Genomic DNA, 23,381 nt, shown 5'->3' on the forward strand with positions numbered 1-23,381 from the left:
AATATGTAAGATTAACTCTACTAATACTTTAATACTTTTATTATATGGTCATAATCTGGAGATTTTACTGATATCAGATACATTCCTCGTGAAAAAGGAGTCATATCCAATGTATACTGCTCGCCCGGTAGATTTTCACAAAAAACAGAAACGCCACTCAGGTTCAGAACTTTAACAGATGTCTCTTTCCTAAGATTTTCCAAATAAATAAAATCGGAAGTTTGCAATGGATATATTTTCAATGATGCCTTTAGATTTTCTGATTGCATGCCGGTATCATCAATACGGGAAACAACAATGGACTTTACCACATTACGCCAACTTTGTAAATCGGATGACGATTTATACATAACCCGAGAATCACCAGTAAAATCACCCTCTTTATATATGGTTACTTTATAACCGTCTGCAATCTCAATGGACGACAGCGCTGCTTTAAAATTCATTTTGTTATCGGTCATTCCCAAGCGCCATAGATCCTCTTGTGTGTAGTTTCCTACCTCCAGTCCTATACTCCATTGATTATTGAGTTTTCCTTGGTTATAATCCACGTTCTGAAAAAGACCAACAGGAGTAGTAGTTAGGGCTGTTTCAAAAGAAACCGTAGCCAGTTTCAGAAAAGTAGATGCTGCCGAAGCCTGATATAACAATTGTCTTCTACTATCTTGTGAAGTAGTCAGATCGTTCCAGTATTCGGGATAAAAGCCAAGTTCGTCTTTACAATTGTCATGCAAATAAACCGCATAACCCGCTGCAAGATTGAGCCATTTCGGATTTTGATCTATCTTGTAGAGTTCAACATAGGCGTCTGTCATGTCATGACCACCCCATTGACCGGTTTCATTCAATCGGTGAGTTTTCCAATCGATGTAATGAGACTCCATGCCATAAGCCAGCCGGTAAGCATCATCTAAATATTCCTGTTCGCCTGTTATGGTGTATAAAAGCATAGAAGCCTGCATCACAACCGCATTTTCATATCCACGATAACCAGCTCCAATACCCCAACCGGCATCATTCTTCATAAATTTGTATAGACGGATGCCGTCATTCAAATACTTCTGCTGATTAGTAATCTGATATAGGCGCAAGCAACAGACAGCAGTTGGAGCAGTAGCACAAGTAACCCACTTTCCATGTTTCTCATGGTTAGGATTCTCATTAAGCTGAATGCCTCCTGTCGGCAGTTCACCACTCAGACAAAATTTCATGACCACTGTAGCTCTCGTTAAATAGTCACTGTTCTGTGTAACAGCATACAAGTCCAGCAAGTCCTTAACCATCCAAGCATTATCGTCATAATAACGGCTCCCACCCTTTCCACGATAACTGGCGTCATAAGCGTAATAACCATTATAAGAAACATAATAATACTGATTGACATTATCCACCAGTTTCTTGGCATCTTCTATACGCCCGGCATAAATCAAAGCTTTAATCTGGATACTTGTTGGCCATACGAAGGCCGGCGTTGAACTTGAAGCTTTTTCACAATATAGAAGTGTACCTTTATCCGATTTCAAATAGGTATCAATCACTTTCAAGGATTCCTCTCCCCATTGGCGGAATGTTTTTGTATTTCGAGTGTAAGAAGGAAGTCCTACTACAAAAAGTAGAACTATAATTAAAATTTTTCTCATATTTCCATTTGTTTAAGATTCAGCTATTCCCAAATAATCCTGAAATAAAACGCCATTTCTCGGGATTATCAATTATGAATTCAGATGAGTATCAAAACATTTTATGTTCCGTATTTTTTATAATATCTACTGAAAAAGTTTTTTTTAAAGGCTACCTGATAAATTTGTACCTATATTCAAGAGGTAACCTTTAATTATTAATACTTATTCGGCCATCTTATATAATTCTGTTCCAGCCATCAGAAAAGCACCAACACCGTATACTTCTGTCATATCTTTAGTTACTTTTTTCGGATCAGCACCAATAGGTTGTACATAACCCAATTTCCCTTCACTATCGATCGTCCCCAGCACTGCTTTCCAAGATTTTAATAAAGTAGGCAGATAAGTAGCTTTGTCCAGTAATCCCTCATTAATGCCGTATGCTAATGCATATATAATAAAGTTTGTACAGCTGGTTTCTGGAGCGGCATAAGTTTCCGGATCCAATAAACTGGCATGCCAGAATCCATCCGGTTGCTGAATCTCCACCATGCGTCCACACATCTCTACGAACAGTTCCTCATAAAAATTACGGTAACTGTTTTTTTTAGGCAAGTCTTTCAACATCTCAGTTAGTCCGCCAAGTACCCATCCATTGCCTCTTCCCCAAAATACCTTTTTACCATTGGCTTCACGTTGATAAAAATAACGGCTATCACGGAAAAACATTTTTTCTTCCAAATCATACAAGAAAATAGTAGAAGCTTTATATTCTTTATCCATAAATTGTAGATATTTTTCATTACCCGTTTCCTTGTATAATCTGGTGAAAATAGGAGGAGCCATAAACAGAGCATCACACCAACTCCAACGTTCCAGTGTAGTCTGATTGGCATAATCAATTATCAAAGAACCTTTAGAAGGATGATCGATAATCCAATCAATACGTTCGATAGTCGGTTTTAACATGGATTTATCCTTATATCGATTATAGACATCTATGAACATCTGACAAACGGCTAAATCATCTGCATGATACATCCGTTTGTTGGCTTTCCACAAATAACGATTTCCTACATTTACTAACCATTTATAATACTTCTCGTCCTTATCAACTTTATCAGCCAATTCCGCCCATTTGGCCATACCAATATACAAAGTAGCATTTGTCCAGTCTAATGGATGATGCCTTACCTCTCTTTGGTGTTTAATCTGCCAATCGGCAACCTTTTTCATCAATAATTTAATCTCTACTTTAGTATAAGGTATCTTCTCATTAGTGGCAAAAACCGAAACATTTAAAAAGCCAAGAAACAACGATATGATAATAATTATATACTTCTTCATTTTATAATATCAATTTTATTAGTTCCACAATGGATTTTGTACAAGCAAATTACTTTTTTGTATTTCATCATAAGGTACAGGATACAATAGCATCTCCTTATTCCAAACGCGTTTCTCTACAACAACTCTATTGTAATAAGAGCCTTCACCTACTTCATCATAAAACTCAGTTGGAATCTTACTAGAATTAAATTTAGCCGCACGTGAGTTAAGGTCCATTCCAGTACGAACATATGGCTGATCTTCTCCATTCTCATCCAGACAACTCATCCAACGATGAATGTCAAAATAATAATTTCCTTCAGCAAATAATTCTACCATGCGTTCACGACGAATAGCTATTTTCTGTGCTTCATAGTCCCCGACTATATTTTTTATTCCATTGTCTTTCAATTCTTTATATCCTGGTATACCAGCCCTGTCTCTGATTTTATCTATGTATTCTATAATTTTAGGATCAGAAGGATTTATTTCATTACACACTTCGGCATAATAAAGATAAAAATCAGCCAAACGGAACAATATCCAAGGACGAGCCCAAGTTTTCACATTATTTCCGGTATCCAATAAAGTACGGTTCTTAAACTTGTACAATAAATATCCAGCTTTCGGATGATCTTGTGAACTGTTGTCGGAATCTCCCCCCTTACTGAAATATGAACCGTACTCCGCCTTTCCAGAGATAGGAAGATGCCAACTCCTACCCTCATAAGTGACCGTATTATAAAAGCGGGGTTCCCGATTGTGATACATATTAAAAATATGTTTATCATTATGTAAAGTTGAACTACAAACATTCGTCAAATTTCCAAAACCATCCTCATTATATTCAGGATCCTCTTCAATTGTCAGACCATTTTTAGTAAAAAATGCGTCGACTCCTTCCTGATACAAGCCTATATTACAAAAACCATTGGCCCCACGTGGACAAGTACGACGTTCCATATCGTTACCTACAATCCGGTAACTATTATTACCGTTGGCCCAAAGAATCTCATCATTATAATATTGAAACAACTCATATACAGACAAATTAGGATCAGGCAAGCCATTACTACCAGGTTTGGAATAATATAACTTATGCCCTTTAGCTTCAGCAAAAGTAAATAAAGTCTCTAAATGTGTCTTGGCTGTATTCCATTTCGTCTTATCTTCATCTGGAAATAAATGCTTACCATCTTTATTTGTTAATTGTAACGCTTCTCCATACCCTCCATTAAAAAGAGGAGAAGCTGCATAAACCCACAATTTAGCACGCAATGCCAACACTGTTACTTTGGTCGGGCGTACAATTTCTTTCAAATTATATCTATCATTGTTATGTTCGTAATCCAGACTACCGGATGCACTCTCTGTGAACAATGTTTCTGGTAATGCATTCGAATCAAGAACTTCCTGCAATAATCTATCAATATAGTTTACAATCTCATCGACAGAGGCTCTCGGATAATCAATCGTCTTATTCTCCGGGTCTTCTATTTCCGTTATTAAAGGAACTGGACCATATAATTCAAAAAGAGAAAAATAACTATATGCAATCAAAAATTTAGTTTCCGCTTTCAAACGATCCATATCTTTTTTACTGATATATGATACATCTTGTTCCGAACCCATATAGTCTTTGGCATTATCTAAGAAAATAAATCCCTGTCTTATATATTTATATAAGGTAGCCCAACGATGAAACGAAGCGTTCGACGAATTGAACCCTGTCAACATCTGAGTACCGACAGCTGTTGTATTAGCTACTACTTGCCCAGACATTAAATTCCATATACCGGTGAATCCGGTAGTAGCCTCTTTTCCCATTTCCGAATAATTAGGAATACAATTATAAATATTAGCTTGCCAACGCTTTGTATATCCCGGGTTATTGAAAACTTGTTCCAATGTAAGATTCTCCGATAATTCCTTAGATACATCTAAATAATCACATGAGATAAAACTCCCAAGCATTCCACCCGCAACAAGTGCAATATATACGAACTTCTTAACCTCTTTCATAATATTCTATTTTTAAAATGTAACTTCAAGTCCTATTGTCCATGTCCCGCATATCGGGTATTTTGATCCGGAATTAGATCCACCCAACTCGGGATCCCAGTATTCTATATTATCCCAAACAGCCAAATTAGTACCTTGAACATAAATTCTTAAATTCTGCATACTGATTTTACGTAACATCTGTTTATTGAACTGATAACCGAACTCTACATTTTTCAAACGTAAGAAACTACCATTACGATACCACCATGTGCTTCCATATGCATTATGATCGAACTTAGTAGCATGAACACGCGGGAATAAAACATTTTGATTATAAGGATCGTTATTTTGCCAACGGTCTAAGGCCTCCATACGAGCCGAAGAAGCATCTACACCATTGTGAAATGGCATAAAATTACCAGCCGAACTTAAAAGATTGACAGAAGTTTGTCCTACTCCCTGAAAAAATACTCCAGCAAAAAAGCCCTTCCATTCTAAATTTAATCCAAAGCCATATACCAACCTAGGGTCTTCCGGATATAGACCGTTTTCATAGGTTTTATCCAATGAATCAATCTTCTTGTCTCCATTTAAATCTTTATATTTGATATCACCCGGAGCAACTTGGGTACCCGGATTAGGCATTCCCTCCTTTAAAGTATAAGTCTTACTTCCATCAGCATTTTCTACAATATCGAAATCATCGGGAGTATACAAACCTTCGGCTACATATACAAACGGTTGGCCGATAGACTGACCTGTATAAGCCTGGTACTGATAAACTTGTGGTACTTCATCATATTCCTCTACCCTATTCTTTGCATAAGTAAGATTACCTCTCACTGATGCAAATACCTGTCCAATCTGTTTCTTTAATATCAAACTAGCATCAAAACCTGTATTAGTGGTTACTCCGAAATTCTGCCAAGGACTATTTCGGAATCCAGCAGCCGAAGGTATTGTTTTTCTGCGCAATAAAATATTATTACGGCGATTGTGAAACCAATCTACAATCAAATCTATACTCCCTCTGAAAAGGCCTAAATCAACTCCAACATTCACTTTACGCTCACGTTCCCATGTCAAATTCGGCGTTGCAAAATCTTGTTCGATAATTCCGGCACCTACAGCTCCAGTTACATCTCCATTTACGCCCGGTGTCAATCCCATATTATATCCGGGACCTCCCGTAGAAAGTGCTTCTCTATAAGGAAAACGAGAACTTGAACCAATTTCATCGTTACCGGTAATACCGAATGAAGCTCTCAGTTTCAATTTACTTAAAATGTTTTCTAAAGGTTCCATAAATTTTTCATGGCTGATATACCAGGCAGCACCGACAGCTGGGAAAATTCCCCATCGATGTCCGGATGCAAAATTTTCACTACCCGTTGCACCAAAACTACCTTCCAACATATAACGATTATCATAGCCATAAGCAGCTCTGGCTACTACACTTTGTTTTCTATAAGGTAATAGTTGTATACCCGTTACATTCTGGTTCTGACTTTCTTTCTGCATATATAATAAAATACCAGACACATCGTGTTTTTCCTGAAATAATCTTTTATAGTTCAAAGATGTTTCAATATAAATTTTCTTTTCACCACCAGAACTTGAATACGTTGGATTACCTAATGCAGTACCTTGCTTTACTTCTGTTTTTATTAGATTACCAGTTTCATCTCGCCCTGTAGCATAAAAAGAGTTAGGAGATTTCTCGCGTTTTATCACAGAATAGGCCGATGCATCAAAACTGACACTTCCTTTCCATGAGAGCCCTTTTGTTATTACATCTAATTTCTGCTCTAAAGAAACTTTAGACTGGGCATTCATGCTCCAACTCTTGGTATATCCATAATGATTCAACATATTATATGGATTGGAACGGGTAGTTGGATCATATGTATAATGTTCCGAAATACTTCCATCAGAATAATACATAGGAATATAATGAGTGGGAAATTGAGTAATCATATCAAAGATAGCATCTGAACTATTTCCTGGATTATTCTTAGTTTTATATTGTCCGCTAAGGTCTACTGATATTTTAGTTGTCGATGTGATATCCATATCTACATTCGTACGTAGATTATACCGATCAAGACCAATATTAGCATCATACTTTTCTATTGGATTGGATTGAAATATACCATTTTCCTTATAATAAGCTCCTGATACAAAAAACTTTGTTTTTTCTGTTCCACCTCTAAAATTCAATGTATAGCGCATATTATGCGTCTGGTCTGATAATAAGTCCATCCAATTTACGTTAGGGTATAAATCCGGATCTACTCCCGTACGATATTTCTCCAATATTTCATCCGAATAAGTTCTGTTAAATGTATTCCAATCAGGATTACCAGCTTCATTCCACTGCCCTTCGTTATACAAAGACAAATAATCATAAGCTGGCAATAATTCCGGCATTCTTGTAGGAGTTACAATACTATATTGTGCTCTAAAACTAATATTTGTTTTTTGTGCTTTTCCCCGTTTAGAAGTTATCAATACTACGCCATTAGCACCTTCTGAACCATACACTGCTGTAGCAGCAGCGTCTTTCAATACAGAAAAAGTTTCTATTTCATCCACATCAATATCATCCATCGAACGTGGAACTCCATCTACCAATACCAAAGGAGAAGTACCTCCGGCATATGAACTCTGTCCTCGAATCCAGAATTCTGCACTGTCATTACCCGGTTCTCCGCTTCGTTGAATAGCAATAATACCAGCTATTTGTCCGGCAATGTTATTTGTAAGGTTACGTTGTGGCATCGAGAGTTCAGCTGGCCCAATAGAGTTAATCGAAGCAACTACACTCTCCTTTTTCTGTTGCCCATATCCGATAACAACTACGTCATCCAGATTTACACTAGACTCTCTCATACGCAGATTACCATTTACTCCAGTTTTTACAAGTTTTTCCTCTGTTTCGAACCCAACAAAACGATACTCCAGTATCTGACCATTTTCTACTTCTATTGAATAATAACCGTTTATATCAGACAAAACACCTGTAGATGTACCTTTTAAAACGACAGAAACACCTACTATCGGATTTCCATCTACATCTGTCAACAACCCTTTTAACGTCCATTTTTTACTTTTTTGTTGGGCGGACGCCGGTTTATCATCTGTTCTTGAAATTACAATTTGCCTTCCTGTAATAGAATAAGTAATATCCGTATCTTTAAAAACTTGGCTTAAGACTTTATCTATTGTCTGATTTTTTAAAAAAACGTTTATTTTTCTATCAACATCAATATTTTGATCCAAAAAGAAAATAATAAATTCACTCTGTTTCTCAATGTCAGCAAATACATCTTTCAAAGTTTTACCTTTGGCCTCAATCGTAATAAGTGTCTGATCGGGAAAAGCATAAGCGGAGGCTGTGCTCCAAATAACTGTCAAAAAGAGTATTGAAATCTTCAATATTCGTAAAAAACGCCCCTGTTCGACCTTGAAAAGGTCAAACGATTCTATATTTTTCATACATTTGAATGATTTTAAGTTAATATCTCGGAGTATAAATTAATTTAAAATGAAGCCGGATAATTCACTATATTATCTGGCTTTTTTCTTTTATGTCACGAATCGTCTTTCATTGTATTTATTCATTCTAAGGGTTTAACACTTATGTATACTTTCTCATTTGTTTCATATATCTCAATATTTGCTGCATTTTTTAAAATTTCCAATACTTCCGAAAGTTCATTCTTCAAGTCTAACTTGCCTGTGCAGGTAAGAGTGGATACCCCTTCTCCACATACAATTTCTTTACCATAATATCTGGATAAATTTTTGAAAATATTATCGAGGCGTTCATGATAATATTGATAAAAACCATCTTTCCACAATATATATCTGCTTGCATCCACATTTTTCACTTGTATCCGATTATTCTCATATGCAAACAACTGATTAGGCTTAAGTAATACCCTTTCTTTCTCGTTTGTCCTAACCTCCACTTTGCCACTGACAAGTACTACACGCTTCAATGCATCATCGTTATAGGCAGTAACATTAAATTTTGTTCCCAATACCCTAACTTGCATATTGTCCGTCCTTACAATGAAAGGTCTATTCTTATCAGGAGCAACTTCCAGATAAACCTCTCCTTCTACATAAATCTCTCGTTGATTTTTTACAAAAGTAGTAGGATACACTAATCTTGTACCAGCATTCACCCAAACCTTAGTTCCATCTGCAAAAGTAATCGACGAATTTTTTCCAAGAGGCACAAACAATTGATTATAGCTGATCTCAACGTTTTTTGCCATTACCTCTGTCGACTTTTCTGTCTTAACACGTATCTGCCCATCTTTATCATAAAGGATGTGCGATTTCTTTGTTCCGATAACGAGCTCTTTTTCGTTAGATAATATTAATTGTACGTCAGTAACAGTTTTATCTGGTTCGGGTAAAGATATAATTGCAGACATCATTTTATCTGCATTTAATTCATACCTGATTGCCATCCACCCTCCAACAATTATAACAGCAAAGCAAGCTGCAATCGACCATCTTTGAATGATAGAAAAAATCTTTTTTTTATTGTAATGTTGATTTTCCTGTTTTATTCGATCCCAAAGTGTATCTATCTCTTCTTCTGAAAGCTTTTTGACCGATTCTTCTCTAAAAGCGGCTATCGTTTTTCGAGCTAATTCTATCTCACGACTTAACTGTGGGAAACGCTTTATTTGGTTATTCCAAAATTTGATGTTTTCTGGTGTCGGATACCGTTCCGACATCACAAAATAATCATCATCCAACAATTGATTAATTTTATATGTACTATAGTCTTTATCCATTTTCACTTATTTCTATAATAGGGACAAGTAAAAATAAATAAAATACTCACTATTTTGAGAAAAAATAAAAAAAATAATTTGTTTATCTAAATAGTACTACTCGCAGTAAAAAAATACACAAATATAACTATTTCTCTTATAAAGATGGGTGCTTGGCAAAGTAACTTAAAATGAATAAATAGAATGACACAGAGTCATAATTATCCCTTATCTTTCTTAATGCCCGTTGAATCAAATTGTGCGCAGATTGATAATTCAAATTCATAATTTCGCATATTTGATCAAAATCGAGTTCTTCTACAAAACGATAATACATAATTTCCCTTTGTCTGGGAGTTAGAATAGAAAGTATATTCTCCACTTCTTCTTTCTGTAATTTTGCTGCTTCATCAGATAAAAATCTGTCTTCAACAGTTTCACTTAAGATAAAAGGAATAGACTCTAAATCAGTATACCTACACTGCTTATCCAATGCATTCAAAATACAATTTTTCAATGAAATCAACAAATAAACCCTAACATTATCGGGTAATGAGAGTGTTTTTCGATTCTTATATATCCTCGTAAAAACTTCCTGAATACAATCTTTTATCAATTCATGATCCATTGTAAAATGAGAGCCATAATTATATAACAATTGTACATACGTTCTATAAAGCCATGAGTAAGCTTGCTCATCCCCTTGCAAAAATTCTCTCCACTTTACTTCACTACTTTTATTACTTATCTGCATGTTGTATATTATATAATTCAAACACGCGAAACTACAAAAAAATAAAAAATTAAGAAAATAATTTTTTATTTTTTTGTAGTTATACGACAAATCATATCTTGACCGACTGCAAAGCAGCCATCACCAATCGAATATCCGCATAGGAAACCTCGTCTCCCAAAGCTGCTTTTATAAACGTAATGCCACGGGCATCGGCATTCTCCTGCAAATAGCGGGTTATTTTATCCACTTTCTCCCGGGATACCAATTGATCGACTTTAACGGCTCCCGAACGTACATAATGCTCCAGATGTCCCGCAATAGTTCCGGTTACCAACTCGCGCTTCCTGGCAATCTCTTCGATATCCATCCCTTGGCGAAACATGGAATAACTTATCTCTTTTGTATCTATCCGAGGAGTTTTAGCCGCCAATTCTGCAACCACATCTGTACCCGAGCTTTTGGTCTTTTTGGCTCTTTTGACAGGTACTTCCGGCATTTCCGGCTGATGTATTTTATTTTCGGTCACATACCGATTTACCATGTCCAACAGAATATCACCATACTTCTCCGCTCCTTTTTTTCCAAAATAAGGAATACGTACCAAAGAAGCTATATCCCGAGGTAAAAAATTGACGATACCCAATATCGCTTTCTGTTGAATAACCGTATACACAGGAAGCCCGGCCTTAGCCGCTTCTGCATTTCGCCATGCTATTAGCTGTTTATAGAGATCCGGATGAAGAATATCCGTAGGTACTTCTATCTTTTCTCCCCGATCTGCTTTCGTGGCAGACGAGGATGTACGTGATTTGGAAGCGCCGGTATCTCCCTTTTCGCTTCCCTCGATTGTAAGTACCGCTTTCCGCTTCAAATAGGAAGGCACGGTAAAGCCCTCTTTTTCTGTAAGCAGAAGAGTCCCTTTCTTTATATATAATGCCGATTGAAGCGCTGCCAAAGCTTCGCTGAATTTTTTCTTCAATTCTTTATTATCCGTTTGGATTTTAGTGCCAGCCACCAACGGAGAAAGTATTTCCTCCAACTGCCCGGCAAAATAATGCGCACCGGATATCAGACGCTGTTGCAAGCGATCATCGTGCATATAATCACCGGAAGCATTTACCAACTCCGTATATTGCAATTGAAAAGTATCTCCCACTTTCACAATTTTCGTTTTATATAATTCATCCGCTTCCTTATATCGCTCCAGCAATTTGGGATAAAGCCGGTACAAATGCTCATCCAAGAGACGGAGTACAAGTGCAAAATGACGCTCCAGAGAGTGAAAATCAAATTGTTCGCAAAGTAATTCATAGAAATAACGGTGCTGCAACTTATTCAGTTTTTCCTTATCGGGTGACAGCGCTTCCACCTCACGGGTAAATTCATCAATCGTATCATCACTGATAATCGCCTCTTTCCGAAGCGGAGAACCTAAGACAAGCCCTTCAAGGCTTTTGCAACGGCTTAACGCAACATACACCTGCCCGTGCGCAAATGAAGCATTGGCATCGATAATAGCCCGTTCAAAAGTAAGTCCCTGGCTTTTATGAATCGTAATAGCCCATGCCAAACGGATGGGATACTGCCGGAAACGCCCTTCCACTTCTTCCGTAATCTCCTTCGTTTCAGGATTCAACGTATATTTACTATTGGTCCATTCTTCCGTTTCCAAGAGAAAAGATTCATCATCTCCGTTTCCACGCACCATGATACCGTCTTTGGACACACTTGTTACCAAACCGATCTTTCCATTATAAAACCGATGTTCGCCGGAAGAATCATTTTTGATAAACATAATCTGTGCTCCCTTCTTCACAGTCAATACCTCATCGGCTGGATAAGCGGATTCGGGAAACGTACCTTCGGTTTTTGCCCGAAAACTATAAGCCTGTCCCGGTAAAGCCACCAGTTGGCGGTCGTTATATTGCTGGGCTTGATAATTATGGGTGGTCAGACGGATGTATCCCTCTTCTTCCTTCGGACGAAAACCGGGAAGATAACGCTTGTTCAGTTCCGTAAGTACCGAATCGTCAGCGGTATTTTCACGTATCCTGTTCAATAAATTCACAAAGGCAGTATCACTCTGGCGATAGATATGCTTTAATTCGATGGTCACATATTCCGTTTCACGCAAAGCCCGGCTACCGAAGAAGAAAGCCGTGTCATAATACGGTTTCAACAACTGCCAGTCATCCTCTTTCACAACAGGAGCCAACTGCTGAAGATCGCCGATCATCAAAAGTTGTACACCACCAAACGGTTTATACCGGTCGCGATACTGACGTAACACGGCATCGATGGCATCCAGCAAATCAGCACGTACCATACTTATTTCATCAATCACCAAAAGGTCCAAACTACGGATGATATTGATCTTCTCTTTCCCGAATTTATGGAAAGTCTGGGCAGACATAAATTTAGTATCAGGCACATAAGGTGCAAAAGGCAGTTGAAAAAAAGAATGCATCGTTACTCCGCCTGCATTGATAGCGGCAATCCCCGTAGGTGCCACCACTACCATACGTTTCGGTGATTTGGCTTTCAGTTCTCTGAGAAAAGTAGTTTTACCTGTGCCGGCTTTTCCTGTCAGAAACAGATGCGTACCCGTATTTTCGATAAATTGCCAGGCGAGCTGTAAATCCGGATTGTTTTCCATACGATCTATAATTGCTTTGTTTTTCTGCCAAAGATACGGAAAACGATGATTATTTCGCCAAAAGGTGGTTTTAACTTTGTATCTTTTTATCAGTTTCACAACGGATCATTTAATAACCACTTAGGCATAAAGCAATATTCTGAAAGAATTTATATCGCGAGAATAAAAAAAAGAGATTAAAACGGAGTGGACACATCATTATAAAACATCACATACAGAAGAAATCTCCACATCAGTTTTAGAAGAATATCTGATAAAAGTCGATAAAATAAAAAAAGAGTCATCTGCTTTTTATAGCGGACAACCCCTTTTCAAATATTTACTTAAGGCAAGATTATTTCATCGATCCCCCGATAATATCCAGCAACTCATTCGTTATCGCCTGCTGGCGTCCCTTATTATACTGCTTGGTCAAATCCTGAATCAGTTCATTCGCATTATCCGTTGCCACTTGCATAGCCAATGTACGGGCAGCATGCTCGGATGCATTAGAATCCATAGCGGCTGTAAAAACCTCCTGGCACAATACTTTCGGAATCAAATCAGCGATAAACTGCTCGACTGACGGTTCGACAATATAATCGTTCATTACCTGATTTCCTTCCATTTCTTCAGCCTGTTCCTCTTCTATCCGGGTAAGATCGATCGGCAAATATTTTTCACGAACCAGTTCCTGTACGCCCATCGATTTGAAATGGTGATAAATCAGTTCTACACGATCGATGTCCTTGGACACGAAAAGTTCCATTAAATGTTCTGCAAGAGCAGATGCCTCCTGATAAGTGGGCTTATCAGCTAACTGCTGATAACTGCCTTTCGGGAAAAAGCCCATCTTCTTCACTGCCTCCTCCACCTTACGCCCGATAGGATAAATCAAGATATTATCCTGACCCAACTTGCGGTATTCACCGATGGTATGCAGAAACATTTTGATAACATTGGCATTGAAAGCACCACACAAAGAACTGTTGGAAGAGAACAAGACAATAGCCACACGCTTTACCTCACGCTCCTCCACATAGGGAGATTCGATCGAAAGATCACCACTGAGAAAATTATGCAGAATCTTGTTCAGTTGCCTTTGATATGGCAACATATGTTCAATGGCTCCTTGCGCCTTATGTAATTTGGCAGAAGCCACCATCTTCATTGCTGAAGTGATCTTTCGGGTACTCTGTACCGAATTTATTCTGGTTTTTACTTCTTTAAGTGAAGCCATATTGTTTTAGTAGTTAGTAGTTAGAATTTAGTAGTAAGCATGGAGATAGTGAAAATTGGTAGTTAGAAGTCAGTAGCTGGTAGTTAGAAGCTGGTAGTTAGAAGTTAGTAGCTGAAAGTTAACAGTCAGATACAATGAATAGAAAACACCGGGAATAAAACCGGATTCAACACTCTAAATCATTCCTACTTAACTACTTGACTACTTAACTACTACCTACTTAACCACATACCCACTCTACCACCTTATTAATTCATAAATTGTTTCGCCACCATTTCCGCCGTCTCACGAATACCCTTTTCAACTTCTTCATTGATCACACCGTTTTTCAGTACATCGAGAACATCTGCCTGATGGTTAATGGCAAGACTCTCCTGGAAACTGCGTTCAAAATCTTCCACCTTATCCAAAGGTACATTACGCAGCAAACCATGAACACCACAATAAAGGATAGCAATCTGTTTCTCTACCGGCATCGGGCTGTACTGCGGCTGCACAAGCAAACGGGTATTCTTCTGCCCCTTATCAATGATGTGGGCAGTCACAGGATCCATATCGCCACTAAATTTCGTAAACGCTTCCAATTCACGGTATTGTGCCTGGTCTATTTTCAATGTACCGGCTACCTTTTTCATCGCTTTGACCTGAGCATTACCTCCTACACGGGATACAGAAATACCCACATTAATAGCCGGACGGTTACCCTGATTAAAGAGATCGGTATCGAGGAATATCTGCCCGTCGGTAATCGAAATTACATTCGTAGGGATATAAGCGGATACGTCGCCGGCTTGTGTCTCGATGATAGGTAATGCAGTCAGAGAACCACCTCCCTTCACCATTCCCTTAAGGCTGTCGGGGAGGTCATTCATCTCACGCGCCACTTCTTCCTGATTGATAATCTTTGCCGCACGTTCCAACAAGCGGGAATGCAGATAGAATATATCACCCGGATAAGCCTCGCGCCCGGACGGACGACGCAGAATCAAGGACACTTCGCGGTAGGCAACGGCCTGTTTGGAAAGGTCGTCATAAACCACCAATGCATCACGGCCGGTATCACGGAAATATTCACCGATAGCGGCACCCGAGAACGGTGAGAAGTATTGCAAGGCAGCAGGATCACCGGCTGTAGCAGCTACCACAATTGTGTACTCCATCGCACCATATTCGCGCAAAGTATTCACGATAGAAGCAACCGTAGAGCCCTTCTGGCCAATGGCAACGTAGATGCAATACACAGGCTTGCCTGCCAGATAATTTTCACGTTGATTGATAATGGTATCGATGGCAATGGCCGTCTTACCGGTCTGCCGGTCACCGATGATCAACTCACGCTGTCCACGGCCGATAGGAATCATGGCATCCACCGCTTTCAATCCCGTCTGCAACGGCTGGTTCACCGGCTGGCGGAAAATTACCCCCGGTGCTTTACGCTCCAACGGCATTTCGTATAACTTCCCGCCAATCGTGCCCTTTCCATCCAGAGGTTCCCCCAACGGATCGATCACACGTCCTAACATGCCTTCACCCACACGGATAGAAGCGATACGCCGGGTACGCTTTACGGTATACCCCTCTTTGATCTTATCTGTAGGTCCCAGCAGCACGGCTCCCACATTATCTTCTTCGAGGTTCATTACAATAGCTTTAATGCCATTGTCGAATTCCAGCAATTCGTTTGCTTCGGCATTCCGCAACCCATAAATACGTGCCACGCCATCACTGACCTGCAACACCGTACCTATCTCATCGAGCTGCACACGCGTATCGATGCCTTCAAGCTGACGACGCAGGATATCGGATACTTCGCTTACTTTTATATTTTCAGACATAATTATATTTACGATTTGACTATTTACGATTAAAATTAGAAAATTAGTGACTGGATAACTCTTGATATTTACGATTAGACGATTGACGGATTACGATTGAAATTACTCTGATTCGCGATTTGATTCGGTTTGATAATGCCGAGTACCTCCAATCGTAAATCGTCTAATCGCAAATCCCTACACTATTCTTCTGTTCTTATCAATAAACTGTTGTTTCACACGCTTCAACTGGGTAGCTATGCTGGCATCCAAGCGATAATCATTGATATCGAAAACAAAACCACCTTCAATAGACGGGTCTACCACAGTTTCCAACTCCATTTGCGCATGAAGAATCGCACCGGCAGAATTACGTATCCGTTCTTCCGTTTCCTTATCGACAGGTACCGCCGTGATAAGTTTGCCTACACCGATGTGTTTCAGCTTCCTGTACAAATCCAGAAAAGACAGGCAAATAAATTGCAGGAACTGTTCGCGATTGTTCTTCAGCACCAATGTGATAAAGCGGGAAAAAGTACGGCTTACTCCTTGATCACCGGTAGCAGCCGCACAAATCAACGAATACTTCTCACGGATATTCAGCACAGGATTTGACAGGGCTTCTTTCAAGTTCGGAAAAGCAGAAAGATTTCTCGACAGCATCTTCATCTCTTTGTAAAGCGTATCCTCTGCACGATTTTCTTTTGCATATTCAATCAGTGCTTTCGCATAGCGCATTGAAACAACTCCTATATCCATACTTCATTCCAGTTAATTCTTATTCAATACTTCGTCCAGCATCCGGTCTATCATCTCCATCTGCTCACGTTTGTCATCCAGATTCTTACGGATCACTTTCTCGGCAATATCCACCGAAAGTATGGCAACTTGCCGGCGGATATCACGGATTGCCTCGTCCTTTTCTATCTGGATCTGCTTCTTCACCTCGTCCAGTTCTTTCTGGGCGGCAGCTTCTGCCTGCTTACGGGCTTCGTGAATAATCTTATCACGCTCCTGCATAGCCTCTTTCAAGATACGTCCCTGCTCCTTGTTAGCGGCAACCACGAGCGCTTCGCCCTGTTCCTTCAATTTAGACAACTGGGCATTGGCTTCCCTGGCCACCTCCAGAGACTGGTCGATGTAGGTTTTACGGCCTTCCACCATCTTAACGATGATGGGAAAACCATATTTCGCCAATACAACGAACACAATCCCAAACGAGAGGAACATCCAGAATAACAGGCCACTATCGGGTAATAACAATGACATAAGGCTATTTACAATTAAATGATTTACAATTTACGATTGAGAAATCGATACACATCATTTGTTCCGGCATCTTATAAGAAGAATACCAACAAACAAACAACGACTGCCAACAGAGCCACACCTTCAATCAAAGCGGCAGCAATAATCATATTCATACGGATATCGCCCGAAGCTTCCGGCTGGCGTGCAATAGCTTCCATAGCCGAACCACCGATTTTACCAATACCCAAACCTGCGCCGATTACGGCAAGACCGGCACCAATAGCTGCTCCCAACTTTCCGATAGCAGCACCAGCGGCTGCTTGTAATAAGACTGATAGTAACATAATTTTCAGTTTTAAAATGGTTTATATTATTAATTTAAAATTCAAGAATAACATGACTTCACCCGACCGTTATTTATTCAGCTATTTATTTAGCCACTTCTTCGGCCTTGCTCCCCTCTTGTGCCAAACCGATAAATACGGCAGACAACATGGTGAAAACATAAGCCTGTATGAATGCCACCAACAGCTCAAGTGCATTCATAAAGATATTGAACAAAACCGAAGCAACGGTCAGTGTCCCGTTCAATGCGGGCCCCATACTTGCCGAAATAAAGATCAGACAAGTGAGCACCAACATAGCCATATGCCCCGAAAGCATATTCGCAAACAGACGGATCATCAACGCGAAAGGCTTGGTAAACACTCCGAAAAATTCGATAAACGGCATCATCGGTATGGGCACTTTAAGCCACCAGGGTACATCGGGCCAGAATATATCTTTCCAATAATGCTTGGTACCGAAAATATTGACAGCCAGAAATGTACAAATGGCCAATACCATTGTGATGGCAATGTTTCCGGTCACATTCGCTCCACCGGGAAAGAAAGGTATCAGTCCCATGAGGTTATTGATGAAGATAAAGAAAAAGGCAGTCAGCAGATAAGGAGCAAACTTCTTATAATTAGGTCCCACGCAACTCTTTATCACATCGTCGTGTATCATCATAATGAACATTTCCATGAAACCGACAAAACCACCGGGTGCCAATGCTCCCTGTTCGCGCTTGCGATACCAATGCGCCACGCTCAAAACAATGACCAGCAACAATACACTGTTCATCAACAACGACAAAGTGACCTTTGTAATCGAAATGTCCCACGGACGAACCTGTTCACCGGCCTCATTGTATTCCACGATCTTCCCTTCATACTTGCTTCCGGAAGGAGCAATGGAAAAGCCCTCATACGTTCCTCCGTTCTCTTCAAGCCGTGAGGAAAGAAAAGTGTGCCAGCCGCTATTCGAACTGTACACGATTACCGGCAACGGAATTGTGATATGTGTGTTGCCCCAGGTAGTGATATGCCATTCATATGAATCTCCGATATGCCCGAAAACGATACTTTTCACATCAACCGTGTTCTCTTTTTGTTCGCCGGGTGTGATCTCCTCCTGCGCCAGTGCAGGAAGCGAAACAAGCAGCCCCAACGCGAAGAGCAATCCTGTGAATATGTTACGCAACTGTTTCATTTTTTGTTTTATTTTTCTTTTGTCGTTTCTTATTCAGCTCATAGCCTGCAAAGAAGCTTGTCTCAAATACCAGATAAATCAGATAGTTCACGATAAAGGTAAGCAGAAATGCCACCGCCTCTTCCCGGACTACCATGCAATATATCACCAGAACGATTACAGAAAGAAACATCTTAAGCACCTTCATGGCCAGATGAAGCAGCAACATCTTTTCGGGAGCAAACCGCCGGCAAGCATCGAACATATAGATATTGAATACTCCGAAAATATAGAAGAATACCGGAATCAGCGGATAACCTCCAAAATAATGTTCGGGCACCAAAGAGAAATAAGTGACTCCACCCACTCCACTCAACAAAAGAGTGATAAGAGTAAGATAGAGCAGATACTTACGCTTTGTTAGATTTATGCTCATTTTATGTTGCTGTGTTTTTCTGTTTCTAAATTCAATATTATCGTCAGGAGACACAAACGGATACCTTACCGTCACTCATCTCCACAAAACCACCCTGAATATCGAGCGTACATTCTTCATTATCATCGGTCACATAGCTCAACTTCCCTTCTTTCAAAGAAGAGACGATCGGAGCATGTTGCGGCAAAATAGTAAACGATCCCATCGCTCCGGGCAGAGTCACACTATTTACTTCTCCATCGAATATCTCTTTTTCAGGAGAGACAATACTCAAATGCAATTCTTTCATTCTCAATAATGTGCTAATGTGCCGATATGCCAATGTGCCAATTGGCTGCGCACAATTAATTATTCAATTTTATGAATGGCCGTCTTACCAATTGGCACATTGGCATATCGGCACATTCATGCATTATTTCTTCGCCTGTTCGAGCAATTGTTTCCCCTTCTCAATGGCTTCTTCAATCGTACCCACATTCAGGAAAGCCTGTTCGGGCAGATCATCCACCTCACCATCCAGAATCATACGGAAACCTTTGATCGTATCTTCTATGGAAACCATCACACCGGGTACGCCGGTAAACTGTTCGGCTACGGAGAAAGGTTGCGAAAGGAACCGTTGTACACGACGTGCACGATTCACAAGCGTTCTGTCTTCATCCGAAAGTTCTTCCATACCCAAAATCGAAATGATATCCTGCAACTCTTTGTTACGCTGAAGAATCTGTTTTACCCGCTGTGCCACTTCATAATGCTCCTGCCCCACGATATGCGGATCGAGAATACGTGAAGTGGAAGACAACGGATCTACCGCCGGATAGATGCCTAACTCCGTTATTTTACGGTCGAGTACCGTGGTGGCATCAAGGTGAGTAAAAGTAGTTGCCGGTGCCGGGTCGGTCAAGTCATCGGCAGGCACATATACAGCCTGTACAGACGTAATAGAACCGTATCGGGTTGAAGTGATCCGCTCCTGCATAGCTCCCATCTCTGTTGCTAACGTAGGCTGATAACCCACTGCCGAAGGCATACGTCCCAACAATGCCGAAACTTCAGAACCGGCCTGCGTGAAACGGAAAATATTGTCGATAAAGAACAGAATATCCCGTGGTCCGTCACCTTCCGAATGCATATCACGGAAAGATTCCGCTACCGTCAATCCGGACAAAGCCACAGAAGCACGTGCTCCCGGCGGTTCATTCATCTGACCGAACACTAATGATACCTGCGATTTCTTCACCTCCTCATAGTCAATTTTCGACAAATCCCAATGTCCTTTCTCCATGCTCTCTTTGAAAGCTTCTCCATAGCGGATAACCCCGGATTCTATCATCTCACGGAGCAAGTCATTACCCTCACGGGTACGCTCTCCCACTCCGGCAAATACAGAAAAACCATTATGTTTCTTGGCTATATTGTTAATCAGCTCTTGGATAAGCACCGTTTTGCCTACACCGGCGCCACCGAATAAACCGATTTTACCACCTTTTGAATAAGGCTCAAGAAGGTCGATTACTTTGATACCTGTATACAGCACTTCCTGTACAGTGGTCAAATCTTCAAATTTAGGGGGATCACGGTGAATGGAATAAGCTCCCTCACGGCTAAGCTCTTTCATACCGTCAATAGAATCGCCGACAACATTCATAAGTCGTCCTTTAATCTGTTCACCTACCGGCATGGTGATCGGCCCGCCCGTCGGATATACTTTCATACCACGCTGCAAACCGTCGGTACTATCCATTGCAACAGTTCTTACCGTATTTTCACCAATGTGTTGTTGCACTTCTACAATCAGAATTTTGCCGTTCGGCCTTCTTATCTCCAACGCATCGTGTATGCTGGGCAACACCAGTTCGGCCTCCGTACCTTCAAAGTACACATCGACCACAGGCCCGATTACCTGAGAGATATGTCCGATAATCTGTGACATAAGCAATCTTTTTATATATTATTTTCTAAACTTCATAGCATAGCAAGTCGCGTTTTTATCAACTTTACTATTAAAATAACGTCTGAGATTTTGTTTTGTTCACACACCCGTCAATACAAGTAGTTAAACAAACAACTGTGCAAATGTAGAAACAATTGTGATTCATTATTCTCATTTGCTTTTTTTTTGTTTTAGATAACATTCGTTAGGCCTAAAAATACTACTAACAGACCGATAATCACAACAAAAAAAGAGTATTTCTAACCAAAATATTATCTTAAGATTCATTTTATCAGAAAAACGTTTTTACCCAATCGAGTTTTCTGCATTTATCGCAAGAGTCAACTCATTAGATTGCAAAAGAGATAGTAAAGAGGACAACGAGTTTCGTGTCCGAGCACAACAAATTCGCCATAATGATCCGGAAAATGTAAGAAATCATAGCTTCCGGATGACCTGAAAAGATGATTATTAATTTTTGCAAACGATAAAATGTAATTATTATGACCATACGGCCCTGTTTTTCTTTATCGGATGTATGACTGCACGCCTTCACATACTTTTTGTGAAGTTATCAAAATCATAACTATCTCCCATCACCCCATATGAGACAACCGGACACAAGATCACCGGGAAGCATGCATATCATCATATAAAATACTGATATACTGCATTACATAAATCTAATATTTAAGATATAGAAATACGTATTTAAGGGTATGTTAATAACGTATTCTTAGATGCAAAAGATTCATTTTATAAAGGAAAGAAATACATTCTTTATCGGCAAGAATATAATAGTCCCAATGAACTGTTAAGAATGTTAATGAAAAGTGCCCCGTCACATCTATCGTAACGGGGCACTTCATCTATGGATATTATTTTCACAAAGTATTTTTATCAGAATACTTCCACTTTTTCTGCTATACGCTTTGCCTTATCACGTAATGTATCCAGATCGGAGCCCAGAGGAGCATAGCAAAGAACAACTCCCATACGACGATTCACACGGGTAAACGGTTTACCAAAAATACGCAGGTAAGTATCTTCTTCTTTAGTCACCTCTTCCATACCACGATATTGCGGACGTTCCTGACTGGCAATCGGAGACAGAATCACTGCGCTCGCTCCTATCCTCTCCTGCTTAATGCCCGGAATAGGTAAGCCCAATACGGCACGCAGATGAAGTTCGAACTCATTCAGATTTTGTGTTCCGGCCAATGTCACCATACCGGTATCGTGCGGACGCGGAGAAAGTTCGGAGAAATATACCCCGTTGTCATGGCTCAAGAAGAATTCCACTCCCCACAAGCCAGCCCCGGTCAAAGCTCTTGTCACCTTCTCTGCCATCTCCTCAGCTTCTTTCAGATGAGCAGGATCGATATGCGCCGGCTGAAAACTTTCGCGATAATCTCCCCCCTTCTGTACATGTCCGATAGGCGGGCAAAACAACGTCGGACCGTTTTTCTGGGTGACAGTAAGCAAGGTTATTTCGCTATCGAACTTGATGAACTCTTCAATAATAAGTTCACGGATATCACCACGACTGCCGCTGCAACCATACTCCCATGCATGTTCCAATTCATCGGCACTCTTCACCAACGACTGGCCTTTACCGGAAGAAGACATCAAAGGTTTAACCACGCACGGGAAACCGATCTTATCGGCAGCTTCTTTCAATTCGTCCAAAGAAGTGGCATAAAAATATTTGGCGGTTTTCAGCCCCAATTCCTTAGCAGCAAGATCGCGTATGGCTTTACGGTTCATTGTAAAGTTCACCGCACGAGCACTGGGCACTACTTGAATGCCTTCTTTCTCGAAGTCATACAAACGTTCGGTACGGATAGCTTCGATCTCCGGCACGATAATGTCCGGCTGATGTTTTCTGACCGCACGCTCCAATGCCTCACCATCGAGCATATTAAATACTTCACATTCATCGGCCACCTGCATAGCCGGAGCCCCGGCATACGAATCGCAGGCAATGATATACTGTCCTTTACGCTGAGCGGAAATAACAAACTCTTTTCCTAATTCACCGGAACCGAGTAAAAGTATTTTTTTCATGATTGA

At 40.1% G+C, this 23,381-nt stretch carries 17 protein-coding genes; all 17 read right to left on the minus strand.

Translation table 11 applies throughout. The features are described from left to right. Positions 1-20 precede the first annotated feature (20 nt). Complete coding sequence (locus tag HMPREF1532_RS17715; RefSeq protein ID WP_005932569.1) at positions 21-1,640, minus strand: glycoside hydrolase family 76 protein; 1,620 nt, start codon at positions 1,638-1,640, stop codon at positions 21-23. 204 nt (positions 1,641-1,844) lie between these two features. Then, positions 1,845-2,969, minus strand: a complete 1,125-nt coding sequence (locus tag HMPREF1532_RS17720) for a glycoside hydrolase family 88/105 protein (protein WP_005932572.1) — start codon at positions 2,967-2,969, stop codon at positions 1,845-1,847. An 18-nt stretch (positions 2,970-2,987) separates the two neighbouring features. Further along, the gene (locus HMPREF1532_RS17725; protein ID WP_005932573.1) at positions 2,988-4,973 is read right to left on the minus strand and encodes a RagB/SusD family nutrient uptake outer membrane protein; all 1,986 of its coding nucleotides are present in this window, start codon (positions 4,971-4,973) and stop codon (positions 2,988-2,990) included. Positions 4,974-4,985: 12 nt separating this feature from the next. Further along, positions 4,986-8,453 (minus strand): TonB-dependent receptor, encoded by a 3,468-nt coding sequence (locus tag HMPREF1532_RS17730; protein ID WP_005932575.1) that lies wholly within the window; start codon positions 8,451-8,453, stop codon positions 4,986-4,988. Positions 8,454-8,575: 122 nt separating this feature from the next. Then, positions 8,576-9,772: a FecR family protein gene (locus HMPREF1532_RS17735; RefSeq protein WP_005932578.1), complete on the minus strand. Its 1,197-nt coding sequence runs from the start codon at positions 9,770-9,772 to the stop codon at positions 8,576-8,578. Positions 9,773-9,908: 136 nt separating this feature from the next. Further along, positions 9,909-10,505, minus strand: coding sequence for an RNA polymerase sigma factor (locus HMPREF1532_RS17740; RefSeq protein ID WP_005932582.1), 597 nt, complete (start codon positions 10,503-10,505; stop codon positions 9,909-9,911). Positions 10,506-10,596: 91 nt separating this feature from the next. Continuing rightward, a complete protein-coding gene (locus HMPREF1532_RS17745) occupies positions 10,597-13,143 on the minus strand; it encodes a helix-turn-helix domain-containing protein (RefSeq protein ID WP_005932584.1) in 2,547 nt (848 codons plus the stop codon). A 334-nt stretch (positions 13,144-13,477) separates the two neighbouring features. After that, a complete protein-coding gene (locus HMPREF1532_RS17750; protein WP_005932587.1) occupies positions 13,478-14,362 on the minus strand; it encodes a F0F1 ATP synthase subunit gamma in 885 nt (294 codons plus the stop codon). A 248-nt stretch (positions 14,363-14,610) separates the two neighbouring features. Further along, on the minus strand, positions 14,611-16,197 hold the full coding sequence (gene atpA, locus HMPREF1532_RS17755; RefSeq protein WP_005932590.1) for a F0F1 ATP synthase subunit alpha: 1,587 nt from the start codon (positions 16,195-16,197) through the stop codon (positions 14,611-14,613). A gap of 177 nt (positions 16,198-16,374) precedes the next feature. Beyond that, positions 16,375-16,935, minus strand: coding sequence for a F0F1 ATP synthase subunit delta (locus HMPREF1532_RS17760; protein ID WP_005932592.1), 561 nt, complete (start codon positions 16,933-16,935; stop codon positions 16,375-16,377). Between the two features lie 12 nt (positions 16,936-16,947). Further along, complete coding sequence (gene atpF, locus HMPREF1532_RS17765; protein ID WP_005932595.1) at positions 16,948-17,445, minus strand: F0F1 ATP synthase subunit B; 498 nt, start codon at positions 17,443-17,445, stop codon at positions 16,948-16,950. Positions 17,446-17,516: 71 nt separating this feature from the next. Beyond that, entirely contained in the window at positions 17,517-17,771 is a 255-nt protein-coding gene (gene atpE / locus HMPREF1532_RS17770; RefSeq protein WP_002560656.1) for an ATP synthase F0 subunit C, read from the minus strand. A gap of 85 nt (positions 17,772-17,856) precedes the next feature. Continuing rightward, entirely contained in the window at positions 17,857-18,960 is a 1,104-nt protein-coding gene (gene atpB, locus HMPREF1532_RS17775; RefSeq protein WP_005932599.1) for a F0F1 ATP synthase subunit A, read from the minus strand. Beyond that, positions 18,944-19,375: a hypothetical protein gene (locus HMPREF1532_RS17780; protein ID WP_005932602.1), complete on the minus strand. Its 432-nt coding sequence runs from the start codon at positions 19,373-19,375 to the stop codon at positions 18,944-18,946. Before HMPREF1532_RS17780 ends, atpB begins: the two co-directional genes overlap by 17 nt. Before the next feature lie 43 nt (positions 19,376-19,418). Continuing rightward, positions 19,419-19,664 (minus strand): ATP synthase F1 subunit epsilon, encoded by a 246-nt coding sequence (gene atpC / locus HMPREF1532_RS17785; protein WP_005932605.1) that lies wholly within the window; start codon positions 19,662-19,664, stop codon positions 19,419-19,421. Between the two features lie 123 nt (positions 19,665-19,787). Further along, entirely contained in the window at positions 19,788-21,308 is a 1,521-nt protein-coding gene (atpD, locus tag HMPREF1532_RS17790; RefSeq protein ID WP_005932607.1) for a F0F1 ATP synthase subunit beta, read from the minus strand. A 900-nt stretch (positions 21,309-22,208) separates the two neighbouring features. Next, entirely contained in the window at positions 22,209-23,375 is a 1,167-nt protein-coding gene (purT, locus tag HMPREF1532_RS17795; protein ID WP_005932612.1) for a formate-dependent phosphoribosylglycinamide formyltransferase, read from the minus strand. Positions 23,376-23,381: the final 6 nt, after the last annotated feature.

The sequence above is a fragment of the Bacteroides salyersiae WAL 10018 = DSM 18765 = JCM 12988 genome (assembly GCF_000381365.1).
Lineage (GTDB): Bacteria > Bacteroidota > Bacteroidia > Bacteroidales > Bacteroidaceae > Bacteroides > Bacteroides salyersiae.

What these genes read in the sequence shown, in the direction of transcription:
- HMPREF1532_RS17780 (WP_005932602.1), bottom strand. Translation starts at nt 19,375, where the DNA reads ATGAGCATAAATCTAACAAAGCGTAAGTATCTGCTCTATCTTACTCTT.
- atpB (WP_005932599.1), bottom strand. Translation starts at nt 18,960, where the DNA reads ATGAAACAGTTGCGTAACATATTCACAGGATTGCTCTTCGCGTTGGGG.
- atpA (WP_005932590.1), bottom strand. Translation starts at nt 16,197, where the DNA reads ATGTCTGAAAATATAAAAGTAAGCGAAGTATCCGATATCCTGCGTCGT.
- HMPREF1532_RS17720 (WP_005932572.1), bottom strand. Translation starts at nt 2,969, where the DNA reads ATGAAGAAGTATATAATTATTATCATATCGTTGTTTCTTGGCTTTTTA.
- HMPREF1532_RS17715 (WP_005932569.1), bottom strand. Translation starts at nt 1,640, where the DNA reads ATGAGAAAAATTTTAATTATAGTTCTACTTTTTGTAGTAGGACTTCCT.
- atpE (WP_002560656.1), bottom strand. Translation starts at nt 17,771, where the DNA reads ATGTTACTATCAGTCTTATTACAAGCAGCCGCTGGTGCTGCTATCGGA.
- HMPREF1532_RS17730 (WP_005932575.1), bottom strand. Translation starts at nt 8,453, where the DNA reads ATGAAAAATATAGAATCGTTTGACCTTTTCAAGGTCGAACAGGGGCGT.
- atpC (WP_005932605.1), bottom strand. Translation starts at nt 19,664, where the DNA reads ATGAAAGAATTGCATTTGAGTATTGTCTCTCCTGAAAAAGAGATATTC.
- HMPREF1532_RS17725 (WP_005932573.1), bottom strand. Translation starts at nt 4,973, where the DNA reads ATGAAAGAGGTTAAGAAGTTCGTATATATTGCACTTGTTGCGGGTGGA.
- HMPREF1532_RS17735 (WP_005932578.1), bottom strand. Translation starts at nt 9,772, where the DNA reads ATGGATAAAGACTATAGTACATATAAAATTAATCAATTGTTGGATGAT.
- HMPREF1532_RS17750 (WP_005932587.1), bottom strand. Translation starts at nt 14,362, where the DNA reads ATGGCTTCACTTAAAGAAGTAAAAACCAGAATAAATTCGGTACAGAGT.
- HMPREF1532_RS17745 (WP_005932584.1), bottom strand. Translation starts at nt 13,143, where the DNA reads ATGGAAAACAATCCGGATTTACAGCTCGCCTGGCAATTTATCGAAAAT.
- HMPREF1532_RS17760 (WP_005932592.1), bottom strand. Translation starts at nt 16,935, where the DNA reads ATGGATATAGGAGTTGTTTCAATGCGCTATGCGAAAGCACTGATTGAA.
- atpF (WP_005932595.1), bottom strand. Translation starts at nt 17,445, where the DNA reads ATGTCATTGTTATTACCCGATAGTGGCCTGTTATTCTGGATGTTCCTC.
- HMPREF1532_RS17740 (WP_005932582.1), bottom strand. Translation starts at nt 10,505, where the DNA reads ATGCAGATAAGTAATAAAAGTAGTGAAGTAAAGTGGAGAGAATTTTTG.
- atpD (WP_005932607.1), bottom strand. Translation starts at nt 21,308, where the DNA reads ATGTCACAGATTATCGGACATATCTCTCAGGTAATCGGGCCTGTGGTC.
- purT (WP_005932612.1), bottom strand. Translation starts at nt 23,375, where the DNA reads ATGAAAAAAATACTTTTACTCGGTTCCGGTGAATTAGGAAAAGAGTTT.